The sequence below is a fragment of the Rhizobium sp. SG741 genome (assembly GCF_012275435.1).
GTDB classification, from domain to species: Bacteria; Pseudomonadota; Alphaproteobacteria; order Rhizobiales; family Rhizobiaceae; genus Rhizobium; species Rhizobium lusitanum.
Window position 1 is genome coordinate 481,228 of sequence record NZ_JAAZQP010000003.1, and the last position, 19,167, is coordinate 500,394.

General features: G+C 60.2%; 20 protein-coding genes. 17 read left to right on the forward strand and 3 right to left on the reverse strand.

Features of this window, described 5'->3' with window-relative positions:
* Nucleotides 1-90 precede the first annotated feature (90 nt).
* The 11 genes from FHT29_RS10790 (at nt 91) to fliP (ending at nt 7,002) form a co-directional block, all read left to right on the forward strand.
* Nucleotides 91-636 carry a hypothetical protein gene (locus FHT29_RS10790; protein ID WP_037203247.1) on the forward strand — a complete coding sequence of 182 codons (546 nt, stop codon included), beginning with the start codon at nt 91-93 and terminating at the stop codon, nt 634-636.
* A 116-nt stretch (nt 637-752) separates the two neighbouring features.
* Nucleotides 753-1,145, forward strand: coding sequence for a flagellar basal body rod protein FlgB (gene flgB, locus FHT29_RS10795; protein ID WP_037203248.1), 393 nt, complete (start codon nt 753-755; stop codon nt 1,143-1,145).
* 16 nt (nt 1,146-1,161) lie between these two features.
* The gene (gene flgC, locus FHT29_RS10800) at nt 1,162-1,578 is read left to right on the forward strand and encodes a flagellar basal body rod protein FlgC (RefSeq protein ID WP_037203249.1); all 417 of its coding nucleotides are present in this window, start codon (nt 1,162-1,164) and stop codon (nt 1,576-1,578) included.
* On the forward strand, nt 1,578-1,928 hold the full coding sequence (locus FHT29_RS10805; protein WP_037203251.1) for a flagellar hook-basal body complex protein FliE: 351 nt from the start codon (nt 1,578-1,580) through the stop codon (nt 1,926-1,928). Before flgC ends, FHT29_RS10805 begins: the two co-directional genes overlap by 1 nt.
* A 96-nt stretch (nt 1,929-2,024) precedes the next feature.
* Entirely contained in the window at nt 2,025-2,813 is a 789-nt protein-coding gene (gene flgG / locus FHT29_RS10810; RefSeq protein ID WP_037203253.1) for a flagellar basal-body rod protein FlgG, read from the forward strand.
* 19 nt (nt 2,814-2,832) lie between these two features.
* Nucleotides 2,833-3,333, forward strand: coding sequence for a flagellar basal body P-ring formation chaperone FlgA (gene flgA, locus FHT29_RS10815; RefSeq protein WP_037203255.1), 501 nt, complete (start codon nt 2,833-2,835; stop codon nt 3,331-3,333).
* A complete protein-coding gene (locus tag FHT29_RS10820; protein WP_168597985.1) occupies nt 3,330-4,448 on the forward strand; it encodes a flagellar basal body P-ring protein FlgI in 1,119 nt (372 codons plus the stop codon). The genes flgA and FHT29_RS10820 overlap by 4 nt, the downstream gene beginning before the upstream one ends.
* A gap of 23 nt (nt 4,449-4,471) precedes the next feature.
* On the forward strand, nt 4,472-4,999 hold the full coding sequence (locus FHT29_RS10825) for a MotE family protein (protein ID WP_246703024.1): 528 nt from the start codon (nt 4,472-4,474) through the stop codon (nt 4,997-4,999).
* A complete protein-coding gene (gene flgH, locus FHT29_RS10830) occupies nt 4,996-5,709 on the forward strand; it encodes a flagellar basal body L-ring protein FlgH (protein ID WP_037203261.1) in 714 nt (237 codons plus the stop codon). Before FHT29_RS10825 ends, flgH begins: the two co-directional genes overlap by 4 nt.
* A 43-nt stretch (nt 5,710-5,752) precedes the next feature.
* Complete coding sequence (locus tag FHT29_RS10835; RefSeq protein ID WP_037203263.1) at nt 5,753-6,247, forward strand: flagellar basal body-associated FliL family protein; 495 nt, start codon at nt 5,753-5,755, stop codon at nt 6,245-6,247.
* The gene (gene fliP / locus FHT29_RS10840; protein ID WP_037203264.1) at nt 6,244-7,002 is read left to right on the forward strand and encodes a flagellar type III secretion system pore protein FliP; all 759 of its coding nucleotides are present in this window, start codon (nt 6,244-6,246) and stop codon (nt 7,000-7,002) included. The genes FHT29_RS10835 and fliP overlap by 4 nt, the downstream gene beginning before the upstream one ends.
* 53 nt (nt 7,003-7,055) lie before the next feature.
* Here the strand turns inward: fliP and FHT29_RS10845 are convergent, their stop codons facing one another.
* The gene (locus FHT29_RS10845) at nt 7,056-8,999 is read right to left on the reverse strand and encodes a glycosyl transferase (protein WP_168599663.1); all 1,944 of its coding nucleotides are present in this window, start codon (nt 8,997-8,999) and stop codon (nt 7,056-7,058) included.
* Between the two features lie 333 nt (nt 9,000-9,332).
* On the opposite strand from FHT29_RS10845, the gene FHT29_RS10850 reads away from it, so the two are divergent.
* Both FHT29_RS10850 and FHT29_RS10855 read left to right on the forward strand, forming a co-directional pair.
* Nucleotides 9,333-10,241, forward strand: a complete 909-nt coding sequence (locus tag FHT29_RS10850; RefSeq protein ID WP_145675919.1) for a flagellin — start codon at nt 9,333-9,335, stop codon at nt 10,239-10,241.
* A 254-nt stretch (nt 10,242-10,495) separates the two neighbouring features.
* Complete coding sequence (locus tag FHT29_RS10855; protein WP_113118244.1) at nt 10,496-11,404, forward strand: flagellin; 909 nt, start codon at nt 10,496-10,498, stop codon at nt 11,402-11,404.
* Nucleotides 11,405-11,511: 107 nt separating this feature from the next.
* On the opposite strand, the gene FHT29_RS10860 is transcribed toward FHT29_RS10855, so the two are convergent.
* Nucleotides 11,512-12,774: a glutathione synthase gene (locus tag FHT29_RS10860; protein WP_037203270.1), complete on the reverse strand. Its 1,263-nt coding sequence runs from the start codon at nt 12,772-12,774 to the stop codon at nt 11,512-11,514.
* Nucleotides 12,768-14,255 (reverse strand): pyridoxal-dependent decarboxylase, encoded by a 1,488-nt coding sequence (locus tag FHT29_RS10865; protein WP_047556380.1) that lies wholly within the window; start codon nt 14,253-14,255, stop codon nt 12,768-12,770. Before FHT29_RS10865 ends, FHT29_RS10860 begins: the two co-directional genes overlap by 7 nt.
* A gap of 438 nt (nt 14,256-14,693) precedes the next feature.
* Between FHT29_RS10865 and FHT29_RS10870 the strand changes: the two genes are divergently transcribed.
* The 4 genes from FHT29_RS10870 (at nt 14,694) to FHT29_RS10885 (ending at nt 19,165) form a co-directional block, all read left to right on the forward strand.
* Entirely contained in the window at nt 14,694-15,614 is a 921-nt protein-coding gene (locus FHT29_RS10870; protein ID WP_047555981.1) for a flagellin, read from the forward strand.
* 257 nt (nt 15,615-15,871) lie between these two features.
* A complete protein-coding gene (locus FHT29_RS10875) occupies nt 15,872-16,852 on the forward strand; it encodes a flagellin (protein ID WP_047556378.1) in 981 nt (326 codons plus the stop codon).
* Nucleotides 16,853-17,099: 247 nt separating this feature from the next.
* A complete protein-coding gene (locus tag FHT29_RS10880; protein ID WP_168599664.1) occupies nt 17,100-17,732 on the forward strand; it encodes a hypothetical protein in 633 nt (210 codons plus the stop codon).
* A complete protein-coding gene (locus FHT29_RS10885) occupies nt 17,729-19,165 on the forward strand; it encodes a MotB family protein (protein WP_047555975.1) in 1,437 nt (478 codons plus the stop codon). The genes FHT29_RS10880 and FHT29_RS10885 overlap by 4 nt, the downstream gene beginning before the upstream one ends.
* Nucleotides 19,166-19,167: the final 2 nt, after the last annotated feature.

The following is a 19,167-nucleotide window of genomic DNA, read 5'->3' on the forward strand; positions in this document are numbered from 1 at the left end:
ATGCATCACCTCATCCATCCCTTTGAATTCAAAGATCCTGTTCTCAGCTAGCCGACATTTCCTAACTTCGTGCCGAAAGAGGGACCAAACGTGAGAGAATCCGATGCAGACGAACCGGTCGCTCCGCTGAAGCCGGCGAAGAAGCGAACTGTCACGGACAGGGCCTTGGTCTGCGCGGGCCTGGCGCTTGCCGGCGCGTCAGCCTTTTTCCCCTGGTACGTCTTCCTGAACCCTGACAAGTTCGGCATCCACGTGGCCGAAGGCGACCGCTCGCGCGATTTGCCGAACTGGCCGGGCCGCGAGATCGTCAGCGTGTCGCCGCTTGCCATGGTCAACAAGAACCCAAACGGCCCGAAGGACCTCATTCCCGATCCCTTGACGACCGCGACTGTCAGCAATGCCGGGCGCGAGGACGATAAGGGACAGCCCGCCGAGGACCAGCCGCTCCCCGGCAAGTCCCCGTTTCATCTGCTGCACGTCGCAAACGGCCGCGCTCTGATCGAGGATGACACGGGTATGTACGTCGTACGCGTCGGATCGATTCTGCCCGACAACAGCCGTCTGGCCACCATCGAGCAGCGCGATGGAAAGTGGGTGATCGTCACCTCGACGGGTGATGTTTACGGCCACAATTGAAAAGCCTGGAATCGCCTGCGTTTCAGGCGTTTCGAAGAGTTTGCAGGAACGCATTTCCCGCAAGTCCCACGCAAGATTATCCCGCTAGGGTGATAGTGTAAGAACGGAGAGAAGCCATGCAACCCATTCAGCTCTTTGACCTCGCCTCGCGGCAAGCCGAGTGGCTCCAGGCGCGTCAGGAAGTTGTTGCCGGCAATATCGCCAATGCCAATACCCCGAAATATCGCGCCAAGGACGTTACGCCGTTCCAGGCCGTTCTGGACAACCAGAACGTCGGCATGGTGAAAACCAATCCTGCACATCTTTCGGGCAATGAATTCAGCGCGAGCGGCGACGTCAACGTCGAAGAAGCGTCGCTCAGCCAGGAAATAGGCGTCCAGGAGTCGGGTAATACCGTCGGCCTGGAAGACGAACTCTCCAAAGCCGGCGATATCAAGCGGCAATACAGCTTGAACACCGCGCTCGTGAGCTCCTTTCATCGCATGATGTTGATGACCGTAAAACAATAGATGAAGTGAAGATGTCATGGACCCCTTATCAGCCGCATTGAAGATTGCAGGCTCCGGCCTGGAGGCCCAATCGACCCGTTTGCGTGTCGTTTCCGAAAATATCGCCAACGCCCGCTCGACGGGCGATACACCCGGCGCCGATCCCTACCGGCGCAAGACCGTGACTTTCGGCGCCGAGCTGGACCGCGCCAACGGGTTGACGACGGTCGGCGTCAAGAAGCTGGGCGAAGACACTGGCAAGTTCGTCGAGGAATACGATCCGGACAATCCGGCAGCGGACCAGAAGGGCTACGTCAAGATGCCTAATGTCAACGTCCTCGTCGAGATGGCCGATATGCGGGAAGCCAACCGCTCCTATGAGGCCAACCTGCAGACGGTCAGGCAGGCCCGCGATCTCATCTCTTCCACTATTGACCTGTTGAAGAACCAATAATGATCGATTCAATCAAGAATGTCGCCTCTCTCTCAGCCACTCGCGGCCTTGGCAGCATTGCCACGGACCTGACCTCCGCCGCATCCGGAGTGCTTGGCTCATCGCCGGCCGTCGCGATGGGAACCACGGCCGGAATGAGCTTCGCTTCGGTCATGTCGAATGTCGCGAAGGACTCCGTCAACACGCTGAAGGAAGCTGAAAATGCTTCCTTTGCCGGCATGAAGGGCCAGATGAGCACACGCGAAGTCGTCGACAAGGTCATGCAGGCGGACCAGACGTTGCAGACCGCGATCGCACTGCGTGACAAGCTCGTGTCAGCCTTTCTCGACGTTACGAAAATGCAGATCTAGAGCGGTGTTACCGCTCTAATTAACTGATTTGGCGGGAATTATTCGCAGGCCGCGCCGCGGTTTCGAAGGCCCCGCCCCACCTCGAAGGACGAAAGCATGAGAGCGCTCGCAATTGCCGCGACGGGCATGGACGCCCAGCAGACCAACCTGGAAGTGATCGCGAACAACATCGCGAACATCAATACGACGGGTTACAAGCGTTCGCGCGCCGAATTCTCCGACCTTCTCTATCAGACCGAGCGTGCCAAGGGCATCGCCAACCGGCCGAACCAGGCCGTGGTTCCCGAAGGCGCCAACATCGGTCTCGGCGTGCAGACCGTGGCTGTGCGCAACATCCAGATCCAGGGCGAACTGTCGCAGACGCAGAACGATCTCGACGTCGCGCTCGTCGGCCGCGGCTGGTTCCAGATTCAGATGCCGGATGGCACGACGGCCTATACCCGCGCCGGATCGTTCAACAAGAGCGACACCGGCCAGATCGTCACGCCCGACGGCAACGTGCTCGAGCCCGGCATCACGATCCCGAACAATGCCAGCAACATTACCATCAGCTCGGCCGGCCAGATCGCAGCCACCATCGGCACGGCGACGACGCCGACCGTTCTCGGCCAGCTGCAGATCGCCAACTTCGTCAACGAAGCCGGCCTGCAGCCGATGGGCAGCAACCTTTTCACACAGACGCCGGCCTCCGGCAATCCGGTCGTCTCCGATCCGAACGAGAACGGTTTCGCATACCTGAAGCAGGGTTATCTGGAATCGTCGAACGTCGATCCGGTCAAGGAAATCACCGATCTGATCACGGCACAGCGCGCCTATGAGATGAATTCCAAGGTCATCACGACGGCTGACGACATGGCGCAGATCGTCAGCAAGAACCTGAAGTAGCGGGAAGGACGGGCCGAACATGAGGTTTCGCCGGATGAAAAGCTTAGCAATGGCCTGGCTCGCCGCAGCGAGCCTCTCCGTCGTGTTCGTGTCGATCGCGCCCGTAGGCGCGGCACGCGCCGACGCGGCCGGCATGGGTACCGCGGTGGTGCCGACCGAAACGATCTATCCGGGCGACATCATCAGCAGCGGTCAGCTTGAGGAGGTCGAAGTCACCAACCCCAATCTGACGGGCGATTATGCCAAGCGGCTCCGGGAGGTGACGGGTCTGGTGTCGAAGCGGACGCTTCTGCCTGGCCGGACCATCTCCGTCTCCGCTTTGCGCCAGCCCTACGCGGTAACGCGCGGCTCCAACATCCGCCTGGTGATGACCATGGGCAGCATGACGATCACCGCGGCCGGGACGCCGCTGGATGACGGCGCCGTCGGCGACAGCGTGCGTGCCCGCAATATGGATTCCGGCATCATCGTCAACGGCACGGTTCTCGAAGACGGCACGATCCGCGTGGTCGCAAAATGAAGAGACTTCGTCAATTTCTCGCGGTTCTGCTTGCATTGCCAAGCCTGATCGTTGCCGATCCGGCCATGGCGATGCAAGCGCGCATCAAGGATATCGCCTCGCTGCAGTCAGGACGTGACAACCAGCTCATCGGCTACGGCTTGATCGTCGGTCTCCAGGGGACCGGCGACGGCTTGCGTTCCTCGCCTTTCACCGAGCAGTCCATGCGCGCGATGCTGCAGAATCTAGGTATCTCGACCCAGGGCGGCCAATCTGCCGCCAGGAACACCGCCGCCGTCATGGTCACGGCGAACCTGCCGCCGTTTGCAAGCCCCGGGAGCCGCATCGACGTGACAGTCAGCTCGCTCGGCGATGCGACGTCGCTTCGCGGCGGTACGCTCATCATGACCTCGCTGAGCGGTGCAGACGGGCAGATCTATGCCGTCGCGCAGGGCTCGGTCATCGTCTCGGGCTTCCAGGCCCAGGGCGCTGCCGCAACGGTCACCGAAGGGGTCACGACGGCCGGCCGCGTACCCGGCGGCGCCATCATCGAACGCGAGCTGCCGTCGCGTTTCAAGGATTCGGTCAATCTGGTCCTGCAGCTGCGCAATCCGGACTTTTCCACCTCCATCCGCATTGCCGACACCGTCAATACCTGGGCGACCTCGCGCTTCGGCGCGCCGATCGCAGAGGCCAAGGATTCGCAGGAAGTCGCGATCGCCAAGCCCAAGATGGCGGATCTGACGCGGTTGATGGCCGACCTCGAAAACCTCAGTGTCCAGACCGACACACCAGCCAAGGTCGTCATCAACGAGCGGACCGGAACGATCGTCATCGGCGCCGACGTTCGCGTCTCGCCGGTCGCCGTCAGCTATGGAACGCTGACGGTACAGGTCAGCGAGAACCCGCAGGTGATCCAGCCGGAGCCCTTCTCGAACGGCCAGACGGCCGTCCAGGATCAGACCGACATCACCGCCACCAAGAGCGGCGGCCGTGTCGCGGTGCTGGAAGGGCCCGACCTGAAAACGCTGGTCTCCGGCCTCAACAACATCGGCGTCAAGCCGGACGGTATCATCGCCATCCTGCAAGGCATCAAATCGGCCGGCGCCCTGCAAGCGGAGCTCGTATTGCAATGATATCGATCGCCATCGCCCGGAAAATGCTGAACTCCTGTGGCCTCGCGGCAACCTTGGCAACAGTTACCATGGTGTTGTCGCTCGGCTTCGCAACGGCGCAGGAAGCGCCAAAGCCGGTCGTCGTCGACCCGGCTTCCAGCCAGGATGAGATCCGGCAATTCTGCACCAACATCGCCAATCCGGCCCGGGATCAGCGCTACCTGCTGCAGAAGCAGGAATTGGAGAAGCTGCAGGCGGATGTCGATCAGCGCATCGCCACCATGGAAAAGCGCAAGGCGGAATACGAGGACTGGCTCAAACGCCGCGACGACTTCCTGAAGACCGCGGATCTCGGCCTGGTCGACATCTACAAGAACATGAAACCGGATGCGGCGGCGGCGAGCCTCAACGATGTCAGGATCACGGTGGCGGCAGCGATCATCATGAAACTTTCGGCGCGCCAGTCGAGCCTCATTCTCGCGGAAATGGATGCAAAGAAGGCGGCTGTCATCACCAACATCATCGCCAGCGCATCGGACCCGAATACATCGAAGTCGAAGGACCCCACATGAACATGCGTCTTACGGCCACGTGCGCGGTCGTCGTCTTTCTCGCCGGTTGCAACTCTCAAGCTCTGAAGGAGATCGGCAGGGCGCCGGCCATGAGCCCGATCGGCAGCGGCCTGCAATACGCACAGACGCCACAGATGTCGCAATATCCGAAGCGGCCCCACCAGGTCGCGCAGGGCTATTCGCTCTGGAACGATTCGCAGGCGGCCCTCTTCAAGGACGCGCGCGCGCTCAATGTCGGCGACATCCTGACCGTCACGATCCAGATCAACGACAAGGCGAACTGGGATAACGAGACCAACCGCAATCGCACGAACAAGAGCGACATGAACTGGGATATTTCCGCCAAGATCTTCGGCTGGAAGCCCGCCACCAACGCCGATGCAACCTCCGGCTCTGATACCAGTACCGACAGCAAGGGCAAGATGCAGCGTTCCGAGCAGATCAACCTGCTGGTCGCTGCGGTCGTGACCGGCATTCTCGAAAACGGCAACCTGATGATCAGCGGCTCGCAGGAAGTCCGCATGAACCAGGAAATTCGCATTCTTAACGTCGCCGGTATCGTGCGGCCACAGGACGTTACCGCGGAGAATACGATTTCATACGACAAGATAGCCGAGGCGCGCATCTCCTATGGCGGACGCGGTCGCCTGACAGAAATACAGCAGCCGCCCAGGGGACAGCAGGCCGTCGACCTGTTGTCGCCGCTTTGACCGCCGGTGGCATCGGATAGTTTGAGAACGGACGGACAAGGATATGGCAGTAGCCACAGACGAACCGGCTAAAGGCAAGGGATCGCCGCTGATCATGACGATCGTTGGGCTGCTGGTGCTGACCGTGCTCGGCGGCGGCGGCGGCTGGCTGCTCGGCACAGTGGTTGCCCCGAAGATCAAGACCGCAACGGCGGCCGTGCAGGCAACGGCGCAAGCCGCCGGTAACGGCAAGCAAGCTGCGGCGGCCGCGCAGGCGAACGGCGTCATCGCGCTTGACCCGATCACCGCCAATCTCGCCTATCCCTCGCAAAACTGGATAAGGCTTGAACTTGCGCTGGTATTCAAGGGTCAGCCCGACGCGCAGCTCGCCCAGAGCATCCATCAGGACATCATGGCCTATATCCGCACGGTCTCCCTGCAGCAGATCGAAGGCGCACGGGGACTGCAATATCTTCGGGATGACATTCAAGAGCGTGTTGACCTACGCTCGGAAGGACGCGTATCGAAAGTTATGTTCAGAACTTTCGTGATCGAATGATTCGATTAATACTTGTCATATCTGTATTAGCTATTGCTGTATTGTCGCCTGAACTGGCGATGGCGCAGCAATTGCCGCAACAGCTCCCCACCGATCTTCTGAACGTCCCCGTGAATGGCTCGGTCGCGGCCTGGATCATCCGCACGTTCGGCCTGTTGACCATCCTGTCGATCGCGCCCGGCATCCTGATCATGGTGACGAGCTTTCCGCGCTTCATCATTGCTTTCTCGATCCTGCGTTCCGGCATGGGCCTGGCGACCACGCCGTCGAACATGATCCTGCTCAGCCTGGCCCTGTTCATGACCTTCTACGTCATGTCGCCGACCTTCGATCAGGCATGGAAGGATGGCGTGCAGCCGCTGCTTGCCAACCAGATTTCGGAGGCCGATGCCGTGCAGCGCATCGCCGAGCCGTTCCGCACGTTCATGTCCAACAATACGCGCGACAAGGACATCAAGCTTTTCGTCGATCTGGCGCAGGAGCGCGGTCAGACGCCGGTGCTCGACAACAAGATCGACTACCGTGTTCTGATCCCGGCCTTCATGATCTCGGAGATCCGTCGCGGTTTCGAGATCGGTTTTCTGGTCGTCCTGCCGTTTCTCGTCATCGACCTGATCGTATCGACCATCGTCATGGCCATGGGCATGATGATGTTGCCGCCGACGTCGATCTCGCTGCCGTTCAAAATTCTCTTCTTCGTGCTGATCGACGGCTGGAACCTGCTGGTCGGCAGCCTCGTCCGTTCCTTCCACTGACAGGTCAGCCGCCGGCGGTCGTCGGAAACCTGGTTCCCGACGATCTGCAAGCCTTACTCGGCGGCGATAGCCGCCGCGTTCTGGTCATAAGTCAGAAAAGGCTCCATGCGCGGCGGCAGCGCCGGCACATCCATGTGGTCGGGTGCAAGGCCCTGCTTGGCGCGTGCCACCATCATCTCGAAGGCCGTCTCCAGATGGTGGGTGAAGCGTTCGGCGTCGAAGAGCGGCTTAATGGAGCGATTGACGGCCAGTGTTTCCTTGAACTGCGCAATGCGTTCCGGCTGGCCGGCGAGCTGCACGGCCATGTCTTCATAGGCCTGGATATCGTCGGCCACCAGCTCCGACAAGCCTATCGCGTTCAACAGGCTTTCGCTGACGCGGGAGGCGAAGTTGGTGCCCTTCACGGTGAGGACCGGCAGGCCGCCCCAGAGCTGTTCCGATGTGGTGGTATGGCCATTGACCGGGAAGGTATCGAGGCCGAGATCGGCAAGCTGCTGACGATCGATGTGGTCCTCGTAGCGAATACGGGTGGTGAAGACGACCCGTTTGCGGTTGATGCCGCGCGCTTCCAGGCGTGACCAGAGATTGGCTTCGGCGCGCGGGCCGTTGCACAGCAGCCAGAGCACGCTGTTCTTGCTGCGCTTCAGGATGTTGCACCACACGTCGACCATCTGCGACGTGACCTTGCGGTTGCCGTTGAAGGAGGCGAAGACAAAGGCCTCCTCGGGCAGCCCGTGCTGCGCGCGCGTCGTCGGCCGTGGCTTCGGGCGGTACAGCGGATCGTTCGGCTGATAGCATTCGGGCAGGCGGCAGAACTTCTCGTGAAAATGCGGCTTCGAATGGTCCGGCAGCACGTAGGGGTCGCCGACGATGTAGTCGAGATCGATATTGACGGCCGTGCCGGGGAAGCCGAGCCAGGCGGCCTGGATCGGGGCGGCCATGTGATTGAGGATGCGGGCGCGGCTTTCCTTGGTATGTCCCTTGAGGTCGACCAGAATGTCGATACCGCGGGCGCGGATCATTTCCGCCGCAGCCTGGTCGGAAAGGCTGCGGACGTCGACCATCGCCCCCCATTTCGCGTGATCGAATTCCTGCTCCCGCTGGGAAGACAGATCCGAATGGTCGAAGAGCGTGATCTCGAACCGATCCCTGTCGTGCAATTCCAGGGTACGCTGCATGAGTTTCATGGTCGCATGTCCCGGCCAGAAGTCGGACGACAGATAGCCGATGCGTATCTTGTTGCCCCATGCATGCGGGGCGTTGCGCCGTGCCTCGGCATGGCCGGCTGGCAGCGGCACGGTATCGTGGATCGCAAGCTTGTTGATCGCCTCGTCGCCGCACCAGTGCAGATGGAAAAAGGGATTGTCCGGAATCACGTAATCGAGATTGCCTTGCGCGATCGACGCGGTGATGGGGGCCATGTGCCTGTCGACGACTGCAAGGTCGGACACCTCGCGGGCGAAGATCAAATAGAGCGTGCGAAAGATGATGTTGTCGGGGTGCTTCTTGAACAGCGTCGCGACGATGTGTCGGTTGCCTTCGTCATAGAGATCGTCCGTCAGCAGTTTCGCTGCCATGAGCCGATGTCTAAGTTCGGGTCCCTCGACGAGTACGGTCTTGAAGCCGACGAGGAGTTCTTTCTGCTGGCGGCTGAGGAAAATGCGGGTGAGGATGAAGGCAAGGTCAGGATCCTTGAATGCCATAGGCAGGATCATGCTTCCGATCGCCAGCGCCTGATCGTCGTTGCCGCAATCGCCGTGCAACAGCAGCGCTTCGCGAAGATACTCCTCGCGATGGGGCTTTTGCCTGCCTGCCAGTTCGTAGGCGCTTGCCGCATCCGATTTGAACCCGAGCTTCAGCAATGTTTTCGCCAGCAGCGCGTAGGTCTTGGGTGACCTGTCGACGTTAAGCAATTCGTTCAGCGTTTCCAGCGCGCGCGTATATTGCCCCTTCTGATAGAAACCGGACGCTGTCACAAAGGCGTTTTTCGTATTCACGAGCGAGAACTCCGAGCGGAATGTTGAATTGGGCTCCGGTCGAAGACCGAGCACCGGCATCATGGATTCGCCGCATCATCGCGCGCGTAGCTTGCCTGAAACCGAAGCATCTATCGAAAGGCCTTCATGCTTTCTTAGCCACGTTCCGGAGAGATATTTCCCGGCAGCCGGCGTTTAAGGAATTCGCAAGCAATGGATGCGAGTGTCCTTGCGACATGACGGGTTTGGTCCGCTAGGAAATGGATCGAGGTGCATGAAGCCGCTCCGTCATCGCCGGTGTTTTCAGTCCGGTATGTCCTCCTTTTTGTATCCAGTTTCCAGGGGACAACCTCAATGACCAGCATTATTACCAACAATTCCGCAATGGCCGCCCTCCAGACGCTGAAGGGCATCAGCAGCAGCCTGCAGAGCACACAGAGCGCCGTTTCATCCGGCCTGCGCATCTCCAAGGCTTCCGACAACGCTGCTTACTGGTCGATCGCCACCAGCATGAAGTCCGACGACAGCGCCCTCGGCGCCGTTTCCGACGCTCTCGGCCTCGGCGCCGCCAAGGTTGACACCGCATCGACGGCCGTCACCAGCGCCATCGACGTCGTCGGCCAGATCAAGGACAAGCTCGTCAGCGCCATGGAAGGCTCGGTCGACAAGTCGTCCATCCAGGAAGAAATCGGCCAGCTGCAGCAGCAGCTGCAGAGCGTTGCCCAGTCGGCTTCGTTCAACGGCGAAAACTGGGTCATGGCCAAAAGCGGCGACTCCGCTTCGGTTGTTGCCTCCTTCATCCGTGGCACCAACGGCACCGTTTCGGTCAGCACGACGTCCTACGCGTTCAACTCCGGCGCAACCGGCAACGTTCTGTTCGGCGCAACCGCATCCGGTTCGATCGACACGACGTCGGGCATTCTCGGCACCAAGACCGGTTCCTACTCGGTCTTCAGCCTTGACATCACCGGCATGACCTCCGGCCAGATCTCCACCTCCCTCAACATGGTTCAGACCGCTCTGAACTCGTTGACCAGCATGGGTTCGAAGCTTGGCTCGATCTCCAGCCGCATCGACCTGCAGACGAGCTTCGCTTCCTCGCTCTCCAGCTCCATCGAATCGGGCGTTGGCAAGCTGGTTGACGCCAACATGGAACAGGAATCGAGCAAGCTGTCCGCTCTGCAGACGCAGCAGCAGCTGGCCATCCAGTCCCTGTCGATCGCCAACTCTTCGACGCAGTCGATCCTGTCGCTCTTCCGTTAATCGGAAGCGTCAGCTACCCGCTGATCGAAATTCCTAAACAGGAAGTTAACCGCGCCTATCTAAGGCGCGGTTTTTTTTATATTTTCAGGCCTAACACGGTTCAGCTTTTCTTAACTATATTGCTGTTTCTTAGGACCATCGAAACGGCGAGTTAACCTTAACGGATTTGGTTAACAGGCATGATGCTGAATGCCGTTACCGGTTTTTGGTCCGGAATGTCCCTTATTTAACCACTGCCAAAGGGGCAAAATATCATGACGAGCATTCTTACCAACAACGCCGCAATGGCTGCTCTCCAGACACTGCGCAGCATCGGCTCCGATCTGCAGAACACACAGAGCGCCGTTTCGTCCGGCCTGCGCATCTCCAAGGCTTCCGACAACGCTGCTTACTGGTCGATCGCCACCAGCATGAAGTCCGACGACAGCGCCATTGGCGCCGTTTCCGACGCTCTCGGCCTCGGCGCCGCCAAGGTTGACACCGCAACCACCGCCGTCACCAGCGCCATCGACGTCGTCGGCCAGATCAAGGACAAGCTCGTCACCGCCATGGAAGGCTCGGTCGACAAGTCGTCCATCCAGGAAGAAATCGGCCAGCTGCAGCAGCAGCTGCAGAGCGTTGCCCAGTCGGCTTCGTTCAACGGCGAAAACTGGGTCGTAGCCAAGGGCGGCGACTCCGCTTCGGTTGTTGCCTCCTTCATCCGTGGCACCAACGGCACCGTTTCGGTCAGCACGACGTCCTACGCGTTCAACTCCGGCGCAACCGGCAACGTTCTGTTCGGCGCAACCGCGACCGGTTCGATCGACACGACGTCGGGCATTCTCGGCACCGTGACCGGCACTTACTCGGTCTTCAGCCTTGACATCACCGGCATGACCGGCGGCCAGATCTCCACCTCCCTCAACATGGTTCAGACCGCTCTGAACGCCCTGACCAGCATGGGTTCGAAGCTTGGCTCGATCTCGGCTCGCATCGACCTGCAGACGAGCTTCGCCTCTTCGCTCTCCGACTCGATCGAATCGGGCGTTGGCAAGCTGGTTGACGCCAACATGGAACAGGAATCGAGCAAGCTGTCCGCTTTGCAGACGCAGCAGCAGCTGGCCGTCCAGTCCCTGTCGATCGCCAACTCTTCGACGCAGTCGATCCTGTCGCTCTTCCGTTAATCGGAAGCGTCGGCGCAGCGCGCCGGTCGAGTTTCCTGAACAAGAAGTCAACCGCGCCTGCCAAAGGCGCGGTTTTCCTTTTTTGTCGCTTGCTGCTGCAGTGGCCTCTACGAAGCGGCCGCGAGTGTGGCGCCAGCCTTGCCGCAAACCGCATCGACGAAACCGTCGAACAGCTTGCGCATGGCGACCTGTTTGTAGGGATAGATGGCCGGATCATCCATATTGTGGACCACCATCGCGACATCGAGCTCGAACACCAGCAGGCGCCCGTCGGGGAGTTCGGCGCAGTCAATGCCGAAATAATCGAGCCCGATGTGGCGGTGGAGAGCTGCAAAACTGGTCTTGTGACGAACCGCGAAGTCCGTATCGAAGTTCTCCATCCAGGCCTGCTCGACGGCGCGCTTTGCCGCGCTTTGCCCCATGCCTGCGCTCAGATAGTGCACGATCCAATGGTCGGAAAGCGCCATGTGGCTCGCAAAAGCCCTCCCGTTGATGAACACGACGCGCTGCTTGTTGTAGTAGCCGTCCGGCCCGCGGAAATCGATGAAGGGCGCGACGTAAAGCTCGGCAGCCGGCTGTATCTCCAGCCAGGCTGACAGTCCCGCGAGATCGGCGATGCGCTCCATTCCGTGGCCGGCATGGGTGCTGATCGGCCGGATGACGAGCGGGAACGCGAGACCCGGAACGCAATCTTCCAGGCGTTTGACACCCGCGCCCACGGCGACGAGATCCTGGCGTGATACGCGATAGGTGGTCGGCGAGAGGATTGATGGCTCGTTGGCCAGCATTTCGCTCACGCCGTCACGTGTCAGCCTGCTGATCAGTTCGGGATTGCGGTTCATGACAGGGCCGTCGAAACCCGCAAGCAGCTTTTCCATATGGGCGAGGAGAGGCGCGTTTTCGGTCGATTCCCCGATTGCCATGAAGGCTACGTCGTATTCCGGCAGATCTGCGAGCGCGGTGGTTTCGAGGTCGACGTAGCGCAGCCACAACACACAATTGCTGCCCGCCAGCAGGAAGTCCACTGGCGTGTTCGCCATGAAATCGCCTTCCGTGACGAAGGCCAGAAGGCGGGGGCCGGTTCCATTGCCGTGGACCACACAGAAATCGCGGCGCAGCTGCACGGCATTGTGCAGGATCTGGCGGGCCTCCTCGGTGCGGCTCAGTGTTTGCAGGATCGTCGCCATGTCCAGGAGTGTTGCGGCATCGGTAGGATCCGCCGTCGCGCGCTGCATCAGCTCGTTCCAGAGCGGCGTCACGTCGCGGCCGGCATAGATGAGCGATACGATCCTCTGCATGCCCAGTATGCGGGCGCCAGCCCATGTGTCTGAAGAAACCGGGGCGGCAATGGGGGCTTTGGTCATCAGCATTGGCGTAGATCCTGTCGGGAACCGAGTGTCAAAATGCCCTGAACGAGCGCGTCTATGTCCGCCTGTCGGGTGCGATGGTTCACGATCGCGGCGCGGATTGCCGGCTGTCCGTTCAGATGGGTCAGAGACGGAGCAACCCGGCCTTCGGCATGGAGGTGTTCGACGATATCGGCGTTGATGGCCGGTGGCGCCTTGCAGTCGGGGCCGACATAGGCAAAGCAGACGATATTGAGCGCGACAGGCGCCAGCAGCTTCAGGGCCGGCTCTCGCTCGACCTTTTGCGCAAGGCCGCGCGCCAGCATGCAATTCGCGCTCATCGCATTGCCCAGCGCCTTGACGCCGTAGGTCTTCAGGGTGAACCAGGTCTTCAGCGCGCGGAAGCCGCGGGAAAGATCCGGACCGTAATCGCAGGGCCACCAGTCGCCGCCGGCAAGGCCCGTGGCTGCGCGGCTGAGATAGGCGGCTTCCGACGCAAAGGTTTGACGCTGCCACTCGCTGTCTCGAACGAGCAGGAAGCCGGCATCGTAGGGTACCTGGCCCCATTTGTGGAAATCGAAGGCCAGCGAATCGCAGGTCTCGATGCCCGCGAACAGATCGGCGAGATCCTCGCTCAGGATACCCAGCGCGCCCAGTGCACCGTCGACGTGAAAATGAAGATCGTATCGGTCGGCGATGCCGCGCAGGGCGGCCAGATCGTCAACGGCACCGGTATTGACGGTTCCCGCGCTTCCGATCACGAGGAACGGCGTATGCCCATCCTGCCTGTCGCGCAGAATCGCCTGCTCCAAGGCCTCGATATCGATCTGCCCGGCGGCGTTGACCGGGATGCGCCTCAGCTGATCGCTGCCGATCCCGGACATCTCGAAGGCGCGCGGCACGCAGCCATGCACCTCACGCGACGCATAGGCCACCAGACGAGCTTCGTCGGATAGCCCTGTCGCACGAACATCGGTGCCGAGTTTGCGGCATCTTGCAAGTTGCACCGCTACGAAATTGGCTTGAGATGCGCCGGTCAGGAATATGCCGCCGGCCGTATCCGGAAACGAGAATATCTGGCGTGTCCAGCGGATGATCTGGCGTTCGACCTCGATCGGCATATGATCTCGCCCGCCGAGATTGGCGTTCAGCCCTCCAGCGAGCATTTCGGCAAGCATGCCGGTAACCGTGCCGCCGCCCTGCACCCAACCCATGAATCCCGGATGGATATTGCCACTGCCATAGGGGAGGATGTTGTCGCGGAAAATCGCATGGACATCTTCGAGGTCACTTGCTTCGATGGGCAACGGTGCATCGAACAGCGCGCGTCCGGAAGACGGGGCGGGTTGCCAGACCGGCTTTGCAGCAAGTGTTTGCAGATGATCGAACATGTCGTCCAGCATCTGATGACCCTGCTTGCGCAAGGCCTGCCAGTCGTCGGGATCGAGGCTCGTCCGCTGATGGCGATCATCCGCCACCCGCCCGGCCTCCTGCAAGCTAAACATCGTCACCTCGTATTCGGCCGTTGTGCCGACATTGCCGCCCGGCCGCGTCTTACTCGACATTCGTCCGATCGGCGCAATGCTATGCTGTCCAAGATGGCGCGAGGCTGACTTGCATTGTTCAAACGCTCCAAAATGGCAAGATCACCCCGAAATCGACGCTTTCATGCACGTGTTGCGAAAGACTCCTGGGCATACGCAATGCAAGGTGGTGCATATGGAATCCCCGAGAGTTTGATCAGCTATTCTCCAGAAAGTATGATTCCGTTAACTTTTACGCACGGCATTAACCTTTTGTTAAGGCTAATGCTGTCATTTGCAGCTAACGCAACGGTTGGTTAACCACTCTTAAGAGCCGGTTAACAAGCATGAGGCTGATTGCCGTTCCCGGCCGCAGACCGGAATGTCCCTTCCAAATTCAGCCACAAGGGGCACCCTTCGATGACCAGCATTCTCACCAATAACGCGGCAATGTCCGCTCTTCAGACTCTGCGCTCCATCAATACGAACCTCGAAGATACTCAAAGCCAGGTTTCTTCCGGCTATCGTGTCGCCAAGGCATCCGACAACGCCGCCTATTGGTCGATTGCGACCACCATGCGTTCCGACAACAGCGCGCTTTCCGCCGTCTCCGACGCGCTGGGGCTGGGTGCCGCCAAGGTCGATACCGCCTATACGGCCATGGACAATTCCATCACCGTCGTTCAGCAGATCAAGGACAAGCTCGTCGCTGCAACCGAAAACAGCGTCGACAAGGCCGATGTGCAGGAGGAGCTCGCGCAGCTTCAGCAGCAATTGGAGAGCATTGCTCAATCCGCCTCCTTCTCCGGACAGAACTGGATGTATGCCGTCAATGGCGCGTCGGCTTCCGTCGTTTCTTCCTTTGTGCGCAACAATGACGGTACTGTCGCCGTCAACAGCACCAGCTACAGCTTCGATACCGGATCGCAGGGCAATGTCATGTTCGGCGCGGATGCCACGGGCGCCATCGATACCAGTTCGGGCATCCTCGGTACCCAGCAGGATATCAACGGCACAGCCTATTCCGTCTTCAGCCTCGATATCACCAACATGACGGGCGGTGATATCGCCAAATCGATGAACCTTGTACAGGGCGCCCTCAACGCCATGACAAGCACCGCTTCGCAGCTCGGTTCGCTCTCGACCCGCATCGATCTGCAGACCAGCTTCGTCTCCTCCCTGCGGGACACGATCGACTCCGGCGTCGGCAAGCTCGTCGATGCGAACATGGAAGAAGAGTCGAGCAAGCTTTCCGCATTGCAGACGCAGCAGCAACTGGCGATCCAATCGCTGCAAATCGCCAACAGCAGCGCGCAGAACGTCCTGGCGCTCTTCAAGTGAGCCTTGACCGGAGCTTACCTTGAGATGGCGCGGCGGCTTTTCTCTCTTGTCGCCGCGCATAAGCTTTTGTTAACCTTGCCGCGTAACTGATTTGCAGTTTTCTGCGCAGGGCCGTTTTTCGATCTCTTTGGAGCGATTTCGGCACCTTGTTTTAGCGACGGGCCGTGCTGGGATATCTCCCGCTGGTGGGCATGAGGCCAATCGTTGCTGCCGGATCGGCCCGGTTTGCCAGTTCCAATGGAATTACGGATATTCAGATGAGCAATGTGACGACGAATCGTGCCACGTCCGCGGCACTGACCGTGTTACGCGGAGTCAACAAAGACCTGGGTGTCGTGCAGCAGCAGGTTTCATCCGGCTTTCGCGTCCAAACTGCAAGCGACGATCCCACCTATTGGTCGATGGCGACAACGATGCGCTCGGACCGGAGCAGTCTTTCCACGATTACGGACGCACTCGGCCTCGGCTCCTCCAAGGTCGACACGGCGTCCACGGCCATGGATTCAGTCGTAAGCCTGCTGACCCAGATCCAGGCCAAGCTGGTTTCTGCAAAGGAGCCCGGCACGAACAAGGATGCCGTCAATGCCGATATTCAGCAGCTCAAGGGCCAGCTGCAATCGGTCACGCAGTCGGCGTCCTTCTCCGGCGAGAACTGGCTCTACAATGCCAATCAGCAGGCCACGACGCAGCAATCCGTCATCAGCAACTTCACCCGCGGTGCCAGCGGGCAGATAAGCCCCGTGTCGATCAACTACGACAGTTCGCAAACCCTGATGATCGATACTGCCGATCCGAGCCGCGGATTGCTGACGAAGAATGTCGATGCAAGCACGTTCGACACCTCGAGCGGCGGCAGCACTACGGCCCGCAATTATTATCTTCTGGCCGCCGATAGCGGCACGACGCCGGCCGGTGGGACGGAGATCTCGATCTCGAGCAGTACGACGGACGCTGAATTGACGGATATGCTCAATGTCACGAATTCGCTTCTGACGTCTGCAACCGCGGCGGATTCGACCCTTGGCCTGATGAAGTCGCGCATCGACGATCAGTCCAGCTATATTTCAAAGCTCAGTGACGCCATCAAGAGCAGCGTCGGCGATCTTGTCGATACGAACATGGAAGAGGCATCGGTGCGGCAGAATGCCCTTCAGACGGCGCAGCAGATGGGCGTTCAGTCATTGTCGATCGCCAATAGCATGGCGAGCAAGGTGTTGATTCTCCTTCAAGGGAAATGATGGTGGGGCGGCGCGGCCAGATCGGCAGCGGTCCCGTCTTCATCCTCGCACAAGTTTGACTGCCTACGGTCCATCGCAGTGGCATGGTTGCGCAGTTTGCCGATGACATCAGTCGTCATTTCCGGCAGCGCAGCCACAGGACGGAAACCGGAAGCGTGATGATCGACGTTTTGAGCATGGGAATTGTTCGGCCCTCTTATGGCATCCACTCGCAACGCCATGCCGATGCGAACGGGGAGATACACGCGTGAGCTTGGTATTATCCCGATACCTCAAGGATTTCAGTGCAGAGCAGGTGCCACCTTCCGAGGTGGCGGACATGCCATTCGGCGAGACAGCCTTTGTCCCGGATAGTCCGGTAGAGCCGCCGGTTGATATCGAGGCGGAGCGCCGCGAGGCATATGCGGAAGGGCACGAGGCGGCCACGCAGGAACTGTCTGAGAAGCATCAGGCTGAGCTCGATGCCATGGCGGACTCGTTCCGCAGTGAAATCGACGCCCTCCGAGCGCGCTACGAGGAGCAGGCAGCGGAAAGGATTGCGGCAGACATGACGCGTATGGCGGCGATGCTCGGCCAGGCGATCAGCGCGGAAGCAGCCGCGGCGCTTGCACCGATCATGACCGAAACGCTGACCGCCAGCGCTGTCGCTGATCTTGCCGATCTGGTCAAGGCAGCGATCCTCGACGGCAGCGCCGGCCCGATGGTGGTCAGTGGGCCGCATCATCTCTTTGAAGCCCTTCAAGACCATCTCGGCGACGATGGCGCTCTCCTGCGCCACGTCGAGGCGCCGGATGTCGATCTCGCCGTTACCATCGGCGATAGCGTTCTTGTGACGCGCATGTCCGCCTGGGCCGCCAGTCTGAGAGAGATTCTGAAATGAGCGACGGCGATCAAAATCAGGGCAAGCACGAGATCATCATCGTCAAGCGTCATGGCGGCGGCGATCACGAAGGCGGCCACGGCGGCGCATGGAAGATCGCCTATGCCGACTTCATGACGGCCATGATGGCATTCTTCCTGGTGATGTGGCTGGTGAACGCTGCAAACGAGGAGACGAAGGCCTCGGTCGCCTCCTATTTCAATCCGATCAAGCTTGCCGATGAGAAGCCGACGGAGAAGGGCGTCAAGAAGCCTGTGGACCAGGCTGAAGGCGAGAAGAATCAGCAGAAGTCAAATCAGCCGCAGGACAGACCGAACGACGGCAAATCCGCCAAGACTGGCGAAGACCTGACGTCCACCTCCGGCGACCAGACGAACTACTCGGAGGCCGACTTCTTCGAGAACCCTTATTCGGTCCTGGCGGAAATCGCACAGGAAGTCGGTCAGCAGGCCAATGTCAGCGCCAAGGGTGAGGGCGGTGCCGCCCAGTCGGGTCCGGCCACGGGCGCGGACGGCGGTCAAGCCTATCGCGATCCATTCGATCCGGATTTCTGGACCAAGCAGGTCAAGGTCTCCAGCGCGTCGAAGAATGCGAACGAGGAACAGTCCGCCAAGTCGGATCAGTCGCCAAAGGGCGAAGTCATCGCGCTTTCCAAGGCAACCGCGGCCGATACCGGCCAGCCGGCTAATCAACTGCAGACCCCCGAACAGCAACCGACGGTGAGCGAGCAGCAGGCATCCGGCGCGCAGCAGCAGAACAATCGGGCAGGGAAGTCGGCACAGACCGCGAGCGCCGCCGGGCAAAGCGATGCCTCGACCTTCGAGGACAACGCCGCCGTGGCGCAGGGCAAGAGCACGACGCCGACCAAGGCGCAGCAGCAGGAAGCCAAGGAACTGCAGCAGGCGATACAGGCTGAGATCAACGGTGTCGCGGGCCAGCTGGCCGAGGGTCTGCAGGTTACGTCGACAGAAGGCGGTCTGTTGGTGACGATCTCCGACCAGAGCAACGATCCGATGTTCAACATAGGCTCAGCCGTGCCGCGCCGGGAAATGGTGATGGCTATGGAGAAGATCGGCAAGATCTTGGCGGAGCGCAAGGGATCGATCCTGGTCCGGGGTCATACCGACGGCCGCCCCTATATGGTTGGCGGCCGCAACGACAACTGGCGGCTGTCGCTCGACCGCGCCCAGAGTGCCTACTATATGCTGACCAGCGGCGGACTGGATGAGAAGCGGATCGTGCAGGTCTCCGGCTTTGCAGACCGGCGCCTGAAATTGCCCGACGATCCCTTCAACGACGCCAATCGCCGTATCGAGATCCTGATTGCGAACCCGTCGAGCCAGGCGTCGAAAGACCAGGCACCTCCCGATACCCAGAACCCCGTGAAGCCCATTCCGGGCAAGGGCAAGTCAGGTCAAGGCAAACAGGGATAGTC